Consider the following 13,547-nt stretch of genomic DNA (forward strand, 5'->3'; position numbering starts at 1 on the left):
AATACTGTACATATTTACTAAAAAGGCCACAATATGTGGCCTTTTTAACATAATAGCTATCGGTCAACTTGTTCTAAATATAGCCTATCAACTAAAAAATCATACTCACGTTTTCGAGGATGAGCTTCGGGTTTTTTATAATCAGGTAAGATACCTAGTTTAACGTCTGGTTCTGGATTAATCAGAATAAATGGTAATGCGGCGCTCACATGATAGCGGTTTTGTGCTGTGTATCTCACATTAACTTGAGGGCTTACGCGAGTAGGGCGACGAATTCTTAATTTTTCCTTTTCACCTAAACTAGCAACCCGTAATTGTTCTTGAGCTACAAGTGATTGCCATTTTTGCTGATCTATCATTCTTGGATTTCGATAACTGGCCGATTTGTCGAGCATTTCGAGGGCCATTTTTTTAGTCAACGTTTTAGTTGCGTGCTTGTGCATCCAAGTAAACCTAACGGAAAATGGTGATTCGCTCTCACTGTGAATCTTACGATAAGCAGCAAGTGTTATTAAATTTGGTATTGCATTATGAACAGCCTCAAATCGGGCATCGTTATTATCAATTGCCAATATACACTCTTTGAAACTAGCTTTAGCTTTGTTAACTTGTGCTATACGATTATTTAAAGCTTGTTTATCTGCATTTTTAATAACAAGTAAACCAGGGTGCCTTTTTAACACGCGACTGCTTAAGCCCGATTTTTTATAAATGTCAGAAAAGGAGTTTAAAATTGCCTTTTGAGCCGGCGCTCCACTTATTTTAGAGACAGGTATGGACTCAGGAACCTTATTTTCATCTAAATTACTTACATCAGGTAACTGATAGTACTCTGCTCTGGAAAACTCACATTCGTTTAATTCCTCAATTAACCTCAAAGTTAATTCGTTCATTAAATCAAACTGACTCCTAATTTGAACTTTAGTAACCACGGCACACCTCAAAGAACACATCTTACCAATTCGATATTATTGCATGCACTTTGCTTTGAGTAAATATTTAATAAAACTATGATCGGTGTTCAGATAATATATAAAGCAATGTAAGTATGATGTGTTCTTATTGTGTGAGTGGTTCTACCTATTCCTGTAATTTAGTACTGTTTTATTGATTAAAGAGTTAGTCCGCTTAGAGCTTAATTGCCTAATAAATGAGGTATGTAATATGAACTTGGTGCGGTTGTGTTCTAAATAATAGTGTTAGTTTTGGTTGTTTCTCTAATTAGTGATTAATATTATAACGTGTTTTAACTATGGGTTTATCATCCAAAAGCTTAGAATGTCATACATGATTTTTGCATGAGAGCCATTTAAGGCATCACTGGCAGTTAAGTTTTTAGTTATTACAACTTGCTAAATAACGTTGGCGGCAGGGTGGGAAGATGAGTGGTGAATCAGCAGATTACCTTGTGTCAGTTGTAAGTATATTCTGGCATCAGAATAATCAACAGCGCTATTCTACTAGGCTTAAAGTACATATAAATGAGCAACACAAAATGCCTTATCATATATTTAAACCTGCACATAGTCCCTGTTAGTTAATAATTAATTTAGCTCGTAAAGTTAAGATTACATTTAATGAGATTTTAGTATGATGTGTTCTTAGGTAAAATACATATAATATACCCTTGTGCCTTATTTATTCTCAATGTATTAAAATTGAAACTAATTAACTCTAATTGTATGTTTTAAATCACTTTAGTTTATTTGAAATAAAACTAAAGTGATTGTTATATAACCACCTGAGTTAAGTGAAATTACTTTTATACTTAACTCATAACTAAATAATTGGAAAATAGTGAATTTAGTCCTTGAACATAGGGGTCTGCATACGTTAATTTCTTCTTATCAGGTAATGTAGGAATGAGGAAAAATTATGTCATCGTGGAACCCAAATAGCTGGAGAGAGCTGCCAATACTGCAGCAGCCACAGTACCCAGATCAAGAAATACTTAAATCAGTTGAAGGCCAATTAAAAACGGCTCCGCCTCTAGTTTTTGCAGAAGAAACAAGAAGCCTATTCAAACAACTTGAAGACGTGTGCGAAGGTCGTGCATTTTTACTTCAAGGTGGTGACTGTGCCGAGTCGTTTAGCGATTTTAATGCCGCTAATATTCGCGATACATTCAAAACAATTTTACAAATGGCTGTTGTATTAACTTACGGCGGTAAATGCCCTGTAGTTAAAATAGCGCGTATGGCTGGTCAATACGCTAAACCTCGTTCAGCAGACTTAGAAACAATTAATGGCGTGTCTTTACCATCTTACCGTGGCGACATTATTAATAATATTGAGTTTACAGAAGAAGCGCGCATTCCAGACCCACAACGTTTAATGACTGCATACCATCATAGTGCTGCTACGTTAAACTTATTACGTGCATTTGCACAAGGTGGCCTAGCCGATCTTCATCAGGTTAACCGCTGGAACATGGGCTTTGTTGCTGCAAATCCACTTAAAGAAAAATACCAACAACTTGCAGATAAAATTCAAGACGCACTAGAGTTTATGGAAGTGTGCGGAATTAACTCTACAATTGCGCCAAGCTTAAAAGAAACCGATTTATACACTTCTCACGAAGCTTTACTACTTGGTTACGAAGAAGCACTAACACGTCGCGACCATTTATCGGGTGATTGGTACGATTGTTCTGCTCACTTTGTTTGGATAGGTGAACGTACACGCCAACTAGACCATGCACATATTGAATTCTTTAAAGGCATTAAAAACCCAATTGGTGTTAAAGTAGGCCCAGGTATGGACCCAGACGACCTAATTCGTTTAATTGACGCATTAAACCCAGATAATATTCCTGGTCGTTTAACGCTAATTACGCGTATGGGTGCAGACGTACTGCCAGAAAAACTCCCAGCACTAGTAAGAAGAGTTCAACAAGAAGGCCGTAAAGTAATTTGGAGTTCTGATCCAATGCACGGTAATACTGAAAAAGCGACTTCAGGTTACAAAACGCGTAACTTCGATAATATCATGCGCGAGATCAGTCAGTTCTTCGCTGTACACAAAGCTGAAGGTTCATACGCAGGTGGTGTTCACCTAGAAATGACAGGTCAGCACGTAACAGAATGTACAGGCGGTGCTTACGGTTTATCTGACGATGACTTAGCACAGCGTTACAAAACTCAGTGTGATCCACGCCTTAACGCCGACCAAGTATTAGAGTTAGGCTTTTTAGTCGCTGATTTACTAAAAGACGCACGTAAATAATATTTTTTGATACAAAAAAACCGCTTAGTTGCGGTTTTTTTTATTTCAAATTTGATGATTAAGTTAGTACTTACGTCGCTCCAAGTCTGTCTCTATCAGTATTTTTGCAGAAATTTCTTCAACAGAATGATGCGTAGAATTAAAGTAAGCTATTTTGTGACGCTTATACAACATTTCTACTTCGCGCACCTCAATACGACACTGTTTAATTGAAGCATACTTAGAGTTAGCCATACGTCGATGCCTTATAGCCGCAAGCCTCTCAGGGTCAATCGTGAGCCCAAATAACTTATGTTTATAAGGGACTAAACATTTAGGCAAACCTTCATTATCTAAATCTTCTTCTGTAATAGGGTAGTTAGCCGCTTTAATGCCGTACTGCAGTGCTAAGTATAAGCTTGTCGGGGTTTTACCACTTCTGCTAACGCCAATTAAAATGATGTCTGCCTCGGAAAAGTTTTTAATATTTCCGCCATCATCATTCATAAGCGCATAGTTAACCGCATCAATTCTAAAATCATAACTTTTTTCGTGGATAGAATGCGTACGATGCATTTTTGGAACAGGGGCTACATTGAGTTCTTTTTCTATTTTTTCGCTATACGTAGTTAAAAAGTCATACGTAACTGCATCAGCCGATTTTATAATTTCACTTAAATTGTGATTCACAAAAGTAAAAAACACGAAAGGCTTTTCACCTGTTTTTGCAGCGGTTGCATTAATTAAAGCTTTAATTTCGTGCGCTTTTTCTTCAGTTTCTACAAATGGAATTGTTTTATGATTAAAATCGATAGGAAACAACGACAAAGTCGCATGCCCAAACACCTCTGAAGTAATTGCTGTTCCATCTGATATATAAAAAGCAGTTCTCATAATTAACCTTTTTATTGCGTTTAAATCCCTAAAATGGGTTTCCCACGGTTTACGTGAGGACTGTTGCCAGTGTAGAATGATGACGACCTTTATAAAAGGTTTTCTTTCTTAACTCTCACAGTTAGACCTACAATTTGTTTTTTTTGGAGAAAGATCCGTGCAAGAATACGTTCTCTGGTATCAAGAGCTTGGTATGCAAGATGTTCCTCGAGTTGGCGGTAAAAACGCGTCACTTGGCGAAATGATTTCAAACCTCGCAAACGCAGGTGTACAAGTACCGGGTGGTTTTGCAACTACCGCAGATGCTTTTAATGAGTTTCTAGATCAATCAGGACTCACCGCCAAAATTCATGACATCCTAGATACACTGGATGTTGATGATGTAAATACACTCGCTAAAGTCGGTGCCGATATCCGCCAATGGATAATCGACACTCCATTCCAACCAAACCTAGATCAAGCCATTCGCGACGCATATAGCCAACTCCATGGCGATACTGCAGCAGATGTTTCATTTGCAGTACGTTCATCAGCTACCGCTGAAGATATGCCAGATGCATCATTCGCAGGCCAACAAGAAACTTTCCTTAACGTTGTCGGTATCGATTCAGTCATGGTCGCTATTAAACACGTATTTGCTTCATTATTTAATGACCGCGCAATCTCATATCGTGTTCACCAAGGTTACGATCACCGTGGTGTAGCGTTATCAGCAGGTATACAGCGCATGGTACGTTCAGATAAGTCAGCATCTGGCGTAATGTTTAGTATTGATACAGAGTCTGGTTTTGAAGACGTTGTATTTATTACATCAAGCTACGGCTTAGGTGAAATGGTTGTACAGGGCGCGGTTAACCCTGATGAATTTTATGTTCATAAACCAACACTCCTTAAAAATAAACCTTCAGTAGTACGTCGTAATATTGGCTCTAAAGCCATACAAATGATTTACTCAGAAGATAAAGCACATGGTAAGCAAGTAGACATCGTTGATGTTGACCCTGAGCTTTCTAATAAATTTTCGATTACAGATGAAGAAGTGCAAGATCTTGCCAAGCAAGCTGTAATCATTGAAAAACATTACGGTCGTCCTATGGACATCGAATGGGCAAAAGACGGAAACGACGGCAAACTATATATAGTTCAAGCACGTCCAGAAACTGTCCGCTCAAACGAAGACTCAAACGTAATGGAACGTTTTCAATTAAATGGCACAAGTAATGTACTTGTTGAAGGCCGTGCAATTGGTCACAAAATTGGTAGCGGTGTTGTACGTGTTCTTGATTCAATCAAAGAAATGGACCAGGTACAAGTAGGCGACATTTTAGTTACCGATATGACCGACCCTGATTGGGAACCAATCATGAAACGTGCAGCAGCGATTGTTACAAATCGTGGTGGCCGTACGTGTCACGCGGCAATCATCGCACGCGAACTTGGTATTCCGGCAGTTGTTGGTTGTGGTAATGCAACTGATTTAATTAAAGCGGGACAAGAAGTAACAGTATCGTGCGCCGAAGGCGATACTGGCTTTATTTACGAAGGTATTTTAGATTTTGAAATACTAACGTCACGCGTTGATAAAATGCCAGAACTACCAATGAAAGTCATGATGAACGTGGGTAACCCCGATCGCGCCTTTGACTTTGCACGCTTACCGCATGCAGGTGTTGGCCTTGCGCGAGTTGAATTTATTATCAACCGTATGATTGGCGTTCACCCTAAAGCGTTATTAAATTTTGATGCGCAAACAGATGCATTAAAAGCAGAAATTACTGACATGATTGCCGGTTACGAATCACCAGTAGAGTTTTACATAACAAAACTGGTTGAAGGTATTTCAACGCTTGGTTGTGCTTTTGCACCGGAGCGTGTAATTGTGCGTATGTCTGATTTTAAATCAAACGAATACGCAAACCTAGTTGGTGGCCAGCAATACGAGCCAGAAGAAGAAAACCCAATGATTGGTTTTCGTGGCGCCGCACGTTATATATCTGAAGACTTCCGCGATTGTTTTGCACTAGAATGTGAAGCTATAAAACGCGTAAGAAACGACATGGATATGGCAAACATTGAAATCATGATCCCATTCGTACGTACCCTTGAAGAAGGTAAACGCGTAATTGAATTACTAGAAGAGCATGGCCTTAAACGTGGTGAAAATGGTCTTAAAGTAATCATGATGTGTGAGCTGCCTTCAAATGCATTACTTGCTGATGAATTTTTAGAAATGTTTGATGGTTTTTCTATCGGCTCTAACGATTTAACACAGTTAACGCTTGGTCTTGATCGTGATTCAGGTTTAATCGCACATTTATTTGATGAGCGTAACCCAGCAATTAAAAAACTACTTTCTATGGCAATTAAAACAGCTAAAGAAAAAGGCAAGTACGTAGGTATTTGTGGTCAAGGTCCTTCAGATCACGAAGACTTTGCAGCATGGTTAGTAGAGCAGGGCATTGACTCTGTTTCACTCAATCCAGACACAGTAATAGAAACATGGTTATACCTATCTAAAAAATTAGCAAAGTAATAAATAGGTAAGCTATAAAAAATGCCAGCAATGTATTGCTGGCATTTTTTTTATACCCTATTAAAAGTATGTTAATGGGCTAATTTTTTATCTAAATAAGCACATGATTTAGTTAGCGCCTTTTGACAAAGTGATAAGTAATGTCGCGCTTTAGGGTAATAAAACGAAAAACACAATAAACCGGCCATAAAAAATATAAGCGATGGGCCAGGGACGATCGCAAAAAATAATCCTAGCAAAATAAATAGCACGCCACTGATCTGTAATAGTAATTTTTTCATATAAAACACCTCATTACTCGTTAACTTGAGTATAATTTAAGCTGCATTAAAATCGACTAAAAGAGTGTTACAAACTGTAAAATCTTCAATTTCTATTCGCCATCACCATGATATAATTAGTCAAATGCCCTAAGATATCGCCGTCATGATAGCAACAATTACACAGCAAGATGCCGCGACAGAACTTGTCGCAAATTACCTAAATACCATTGCAAGCCAAGGTTTTAGTGGAGATACCGATGCAAGTTATGCAACGCGTATTACTGCTTCAACCGATAACAGTGTGTATCAGGAAATACCCCAAGGTGTTATTTTTCCAAAAAATGAAAAAGATATTCAACTCGCACTGCAAACTGCATCTCGCGACCCATTTTTATCATTAACTTTTGGCCCTCGTGGTGGCGGAACAGGTACTAACGGTCAATCGTTAACACCAGGTATTGTTGTAGATTTGTCTCGCTATATGCGCGAAATCCTCGAAATAAATGTAGAAGAAGGCTGGGTACGCGTTCAAACTGGCGTAATAAAAGATCAACTTAATGACTTTTTAAAACCTTATGGTTTTTTCTTCTCACCCGATTTATCTACTAGTAACAGGGCAACTATTGGTGGCATGATAAGTACTGACGCCTCTGGGCAAGGTTCGTTAGTTTACGGAAAAACAAGCGATCATGTTTTAGGGCTTACAACTTATTTAGTCGATGGTACACCTATGTGTACCTCACCAATAGATATCGACAAAGCAAAAATTATAGCCGAGCAAGACTCTTTAATTGGTAGTTTATATAAAACAGTTTTAGATATTTCAGTTAATGAACGCGCAGCTATTTTAGCTAAGTTTCCACGGTTAAATAGGTTTTTAACCGGCTACGACCTAGAGCATGTGCTAAGTGATGACTTACTTACTTTTGACATGAGCCGACTAATAACAGGTTCAGAAGGCTCATTAGGTATAGTAACTGAAGCTAAATTGAACCTAACGCCTATTGCCGAATTTAAAACGCTTATTAATATCAAGTACGATAGCTTTGACTCAGCACTTCGTCATTCACCGTTTTTAGTTGATGCACGCGCAACATCGGTAGAAACCGTTGATAGCAAAGTTTTAAACTTAGCGCGAGAAGACATCATTTGGAATTTAGTATCGGACTTAATAACCGACGTACCAAATAAAGATATGCAAGGCCTTAACATGGTCGAGTTTAATGCAGTATCAAACGATGATATAAAAGACAAAGTAGACACGCTTTGTAAACTTCTAGACGAATGCGTAGCAAATCAAACTAATGGCGTTATTGGTTATCAGTTAACCAGTGATAAAAGCGATATACTAAAAATTTACGCAATGCGTAAAAAATCAGTGGGTTTATTAGGTAATGTAAAAGGCAGTCAAAAACCACTCGCCTTTGCAGAAGACACCGCTGTACCGCCTGAAAATTTAGCAGATTATATTGTCGAATTTAGAGCATTACTCGACAGCCATAATTTACAATATGGTATGTTTGGCCATGTTGATGCAGGCGTTTTACACGTACGCCCAGCACTTGATATGTGCGACCCAGAACAAGAAAAACTACTTAGAACTATTTCAGATCAGGTAGTAAAACTAACCGCTAAGTACGGTGGTTTAATGTGGGGCGAACACGGTAAAGGTTACCGAAGTGAATATAGTCCTGAATTTTTTGGTGAGCATTTATATACGCAACTTCGTAAAATAAAAACAGCTTTCGATCCTAACAACCGCATCAACCCCGGCAAAATATGCACCCCTATCGATAGTGAAGACTCACTAGTTAGTGTTGATGGACAAAAGAGGTCGCACTTCGATAAGCAAATATCAATAGAAGTTAAAACCAGTTTTAACAATGCAATGACCTGTAATGGTAATGGCATATGCTTTAATTACGATGAAAATTCACCTATGTGTCCATCGTATAAAGTAACTGGCGATCGTCGTAATTCACCAAAAGGACGCGCAAGTTTAATGCGCGAATGGCTTCGTTTACAAGAGTCAAAAAATGTAGATTTACTCGAAGTAGAAAAGCAACTTAACAAAGGTGAAGTCATTACCTGGTGGGAACGTTTCGTTCACAGCCGCGAAAAACGAAAAGGTATTTACGACTTTTCTCACGAAATAAAAGCGTCAATGGATGAATGTTTAGCATGTAAAGCATGTACAACTGCCTGCCCAATTAAAGTAGATGTTCCTACTTTTCGTTCGCGCTTTCTAAATTATTATCATAGTTATTATGCGCGTCCGCTAAAAGATTACCTTGTTGGTAACATAGAAAACAGCGCGCCATTAATGGCAAAGTTTGCAAAAGTTATAAACCCAATTGTTAAAACATCATTAGTAAGCAATGTTATTAAAAAAACAGTTGGTTATGTTGATACACCACAGTTAAGTATTCCTGCACTTTCAAAGCGTATTACTAAAACACAAAAATTTGATTTTGATTTATTAAATAAATTAAATGCAGAGCAACAAAGTGAATATGTATTAATAGTACAAGACCCATTTACGAGCTTTTACGAAGCGGAATTAGTAGAAAGTTTTATTACTTTAATAATCCAACTTGGCAAAAAACCAATGCTATTACCTTTTAAACCAAATGGTAAACCGCAACACGTAAAAGGTTTTTTGCATGAATTTAAAATTACAGCTAAAAATGCAGCTGAGTTTTTAAATAAATTAAATGATATTAATGCACCGTTAGTTGGTTTAGATGCTTCACTCGTTATGTGTTACCGCGATGAATATAATACAATTTTAGAAAATAACCGCGGTGTATTTAATGTGCAACTTGCTCATGAGTGGCTCGAAACACAATCGTTTAAATCACTAAGCGCAAAGCAAAATACAGATACCGAATTTACATTATTGAGTCACTGTACTGAAACAACTGCACTGCCAAAAGCGGCAAATGTTTGGCAAGCAATTTTCAGTGATATTGGTTTAACATTAAAAACAACAAATACAGGTTGCTGTGGAATGGCGGGGACTTATGGCCACGAAGCACAAAATCAGGATAACTCACGTGCACTTTACGAAATGAGTTGGAAACCAATTGTAGATAAAAATAAACCAGAACAACTTTTATCTACGGGCTTTTCTTGTCGCAGCCAAGTTAAACGTTTTGAGAAGTTTAAACCAAAACACCCAATTGAATTACTCGCACAGGTTCTTAGCTAATAAAAGTTAAAAAAAAGGCGTAACTTAAAAATAAGTTACGCCTTTTTTTATTAATACCCATTCGCTTAATTAAATGATCGTTTTTGAGGCTGGAAAAACGCCTTGATACCTCGGCAAAAAATTCACTAATTTTTATAAAAGCTATTTAGATTTTTTAGCGAAACTGTCTGCAATTGGCTTTGTACTTATACCGTGAATAAATACACTAAACAAAATAGTCGTCATTGCTATTGTCGCAATTTGATATTTGTTTTCTATTTGCGTATCAATCACCATCAATGTAAAAACAATTGATGCTAAACCTCTTGGTCCAAACCACGCAAATGTAAAACGCTCTTTAATATTCAATGCCGTAAACTGCAGAGACAACATAACTGGAATTATTCTAATTAATGTTGTACTTAATAAAGCGTAAATTATAATTTCAGTATTTAATTTCGGGATAACTAAGTAAGCACAAACAAACCCAAACAAGCACCAAATCATTAGCGATGTAAAATCTGCGATGTGCTCTGAGTCTTCAATTAATTCTGTTCTAACTTCTTCAGTCGAAAATTTATCAAATAGTAAACCTGCAATAAACACCGCAATAAATCCACTGCCATGAAAATACTGAGTGACAGAAAACACAGCCATAGCAAAACCGAGTAATAAAAATGGACTGGTATTTTGTGCAAAGTAATGACGTTTCATTGCAAAGTCTAAACTCGGTATAAAAACAGCGATACTTGTAATAGCTATTAATAAAGCCAAGCCAAGTTCTCGTCCAAACACGCTTAATGTTTGTGTGGCGGTAATAGCTGAATCCGGATTTTTAGCGAGTAATATAAATATTAAAAATATGGGCACGCATAATCCATCGTTCAAACCACTTTCAGTATTTATCCCTTCACGTATTTTTTCAGGCACTTGTGTACTTGCTAGTAACCCTTTACTTAATGCTGCATCGGTAGGTGTTAAAATAATTGCGAGCAACGCCGCTTGAATAAGTGAAAGCTCAGCAAAGAAAAATAAAGCAACAGCAATACCGAGTAATAAAGTTAAGGGTAGGGCAACAAACAACAGTAAACTAGGATACTGAAAACTATGCCTTAATACACTTAGCTTTGATTTAGCTGCATCAGAAAATAAAAATATACTTAGCGTAAGCTCTATAAATGGTAATAAAAGATCAACGCCTTCTTTTATTTTATCCCCTTCGTTGGGTAGCATTAAAGCTAAACATATTCCCCCAACAACAAAAAACATTGGGCCTGTTACTTCTGTTTTTTCTAACTGGCGAAGTGTTAAAGAATAAATTAAAAATAGTCCGCCTATAAATGATATTACTAAATACTCCATTAAATTTTCCTTTTAAGTCCTGATTTTGCTCGCTCTTTAATATTTGTTTGAATATAAATTTGATCGGTAGTCGCAATTTTAGAATGGCCTAAATCTTCTGATAAATGTTTGAGCGGTCTGGTTTGCGCATCATGTGTAGCACCAGTATGACGAAGCCAATGTGCAGTTGCAGCGCCAAGTTGTTCAGCATCATCTTTAAAACCATCATCAAGTAATGATTGCTGAGCATAATCAAAACTTTGTTGAACTAAACGCCTAATTTGCCTTACGGTCATACCACCTTGACCGCGAATTTTATGAACTAACGGCTCAGATTCATCAACCCGAGGAAGGGCAGGTAGACCTCGATATAATCTGTATCGTTTTAAATATTCAACAAAATCATCACTTAAGGTTACATCTCGTAATTTATTACCTTTACCCATTATACGTAAAAACCAAAATCCATCATTATCTTGCCAAAAATGAGACATCACTGGCGACCATTGTGGGCGCTCAGATAATTCTGAAATTCGTAAATAAAGACCTTTTAAGCAGGCAAGCGTAAACAAATTTCGCTCTAAATCAGGGTTATGTTCGCATAAATCACGCGTTACACCAAAAACGTATTCCCATTGAATATCACTTAATGTATCAGGAATTTGAATTTGTGATTGAACAACTAAATACGGGCTATTTTTTTTAACAACAGGGACAAAGTTAGCGAATGTTTTTTCTTCGAGTAGGGCAAACTTATAAAATACATTTAAGGCAGTAAACATGGCCGATAAAGTTTGTTGGCTGGCAGTTGATTCTTTTAGCATAAAAGGGCGCCAATTTTGATTTAATCTACGAATTCCTTGCTCATCTTTATAACGCCATTGCACTGAAGTTGCAGCCCATTTTTTATCAGGTTCGACCATAAAATCAACGTAAGCTTCAATATCTTCACGTTTTAAATCGAATACTGATTTTTCTGCTATTAACCACGACCATAAATAAAAGCGTTCAAGTTCATTTCGAAAACGGCTATAAGTAGCTTCTGACTTGCGGCCATAAACATATAAAAACTGATATAAGAATGTCAGATCGGCTTTTGATTCAGTTACAGTCAAGCCAACTTCCTGTATAAAGGATGCAAGTTCTGGGTATTCTGAATTTAGAGTACCGTCATCTAGATGGGCAATTTGATATCTTAATTGTTTTAATGTATCAACCAAAGCAACAAGCATAATGTATAAATATTCAATTAAATAATAGACTTACAGAATAACGTTAAAGTCCGATACTGTCTAGTATTGGACATAGTAAAACTCTAATTATTTTAATACCGTGATTATTCTATGGTTGTTGGTTGCTATATCTTATTAAGGAAAACATTATGAAAAAACTAATTATACTAAGCGTACTGGCTTTAACTGTTGCGTTAACTGGGTGTGCTACTACAGGTAGTGCATCACCAAGCGAAAAACGTTCACTTGTACAAAGTATGAAAACAAATACATTAGATAAATTATACGCTGAAAAACCTGACGTTAAAAAACAAATTGCTAATTCGGCTGGTTACGCTGTTTTTGATAACGCGAACGTAAATGTTGTTTTAGCCAGTTTTGGTGGCGGTTACGGCGTGGTTAAAAATAACCTTACTGGTAAATCGACTTACATGAATATGGGTGAAGCCGGTTTAGGGCTTGGTTTAGGTGTAAAAGATTTTAACGTTGTAATGGTTTTTCATAACCAAGCTGCACTAAATAGATTTATTGAACATGGTTGGGCATTTGGCGGAAACGCTGATGCAGCAGCAAAATATGAAGATAAAGGCGGTGCATTGGTTGCCGAAGCGATTGCAGATCAAGTAACTGTATATTCTGTAACCGAAAATGGCCTTGCACTACAGGCTGTATTAAAGGGAACTAAGTTTTGGGTTGATTCAGAGCTTAATTAACCACCAAATTACTCTCCTAAAAGCGAGCTGGTTTGTATAATCACGCTTGCTTTATTAAAACCCATCCAATTTAACATAACGTAACTTATGGGTTATTACTTACATCTGAAATTATAGAATCACCATTCTATTCCTTAATATGTTACCTCTATATTTATTTAATCACGACTCATTTCA

9 protein-coding genes are annotated in these 13,547 nt (G+C 37.1%); 4 read left to right on the plus strand and 5 right to left on the minus strand.

The window, feature by feature from the left end:
* Positions 1-56 precede the first annotated feature (56 nt).
* Positions 57-932: a DNA replication terminus site-binding protein gene (locus H5120_RS12215; RefSeq protein WP_182674622.1), complete on the minus strand. Its 876-nt coding sequence runs from the start codon at positions 930-932 to the stop codon at positions 57-59.
* 943 nt (positions 933-1,875) lie between these two features.
* Between H5120_RS12215 and H5120_RS12220 the strand changes: the two genes are divergently transcribed.
* Positions 1,876-3,225 carry a class II 3-deoxy-7-phosphoheptulonate synthase gene (locus H5120_RS12220; protein ID WP_024596521.1) on the plus strand — a complete coding sequence of 450 codons (1,350 nt, stop codon included), beginning with the start codon at positions 1,876-1,878 and terminating at the stop codon, positions 3,223-3,225.
* Positions 3,226-3,288: 63 nt separating this feature from the next.
* Here H5120_RS12220 and H5120_RS12225 read toward each other — a convergent pair whose 3' ends face one another.
* Entirely contained in the window at positions 3,289-4,098 is an 810-nt protein-coding gene (locus H5120_RS12225) for a pyruvate, water dikinase regulatory protein (RefSeq protein WP_007583184.1), read from the minus strand.
* 157 nt (positions 4,099-4,255) lie between these two features.
* Between H5120_RS12225 and ppsA the strand changes: the two genes are divergently transcribed.
* Entirely contained in the window at positions 4,256-6,631 is a 2,376-nt protein-coding gene (ppsA, locus tag H5120_RS12230) for a phosphoenolpyruvate synthase (protein WP_182674624.1), read from the plus strand.
* Between the two features lie 71 nt (positions 6,632-6,702).
* On the opposite strand, the gene H5120_RS12235 is transcribed toward ppsA, so the two are convergent.
* Positions 6,703-6,912, minus strand: coding sequence for a PGPGW domain-containing protein (locus tag H5120_RS12235; RefSeq protein WP_182674626.1), 210 nt, complete (start codon positions 6,910-6,912; stop codon positions 6,703-6,705).
* A gap of 145 nt (positions 6,913-7,057) precedes the next feature.
* On the opposite strand from H5120_RS12235, the gene H5120_RS12240 reads away from it, so the two are divergent.
* Positions 7,058-10,105, plus strand: a complete 3,048-nt coding sequence (locus H5120_RS12240) for an FAD-binding and (Fe-S)-binding domain-containing protein (protein WP_182674628.1) — start codon at positions 7,058-7,060, stop codon at positions 10,103-10,105.
* Between the two features lie 141 nt (positions 10,106-10,246).
* On the opposite strand, the gene H5120_RS12245 is transcribed toward H5120_RS12240, so the two are convergent.
* Together H5120_RS12245 and H5120_RS12250 are read right to left on the minus strand one after the other, a co-directional pair.
* Positions 10,247-11,446: a sodium:proton antiporter gene (locus H5120_RS12245; protein ID WP_182674630.1), complete on the minus strand. Its 1,200-nt coding sequence runs from the start codon at positions 11,444-11,446 to the stop codon at positions 10,247-10,249.
* A complete protein-coding gene (locus tag H5120_RS12250) occupies positions 11,446-12,657 on the minus strand; it encodes a tyrosine-type recombinase/integrase (RefSeq protein WP_182674632.1) in 1,212 nt (403 codons plus the stop codon). The genes H5120_RS12245 and H5120_RS12250 overlap by 1 nt, the downstream gene beginning before the upstream one ends.
* A 149-nt stretch (positions 12,658-12,806) precedes the next feature.
* On the opposite strand from H5120_RS12250, the gene H5120_RS12255 reads away from it, so the two are divergent.
* Positions 12,807-13,370, plus strand: coding sequence for a YSC84-related protein (locus H5120_RS12255; protein WP_024605345.1), 564 nt, complete (start codon positions 12,807-12,809; stop codon positions 13,368-13,370).
* The last annotated feature ends 177 nt before the right edge of the window (positions 13,371-13,547 follow it).

Origin of the sequence: Pseudoalteromonas sp. SR43-2 (assembly GCF_014163885.1) — a bacterium.
GTDB classification, from domain to species: Bacteria; Pseudomonadota; Gammaproteobacteria; order Enterobacterales; family Alteromonadaceae; genus Pseudoalteromonas; species Pseudoalteromonas distincta.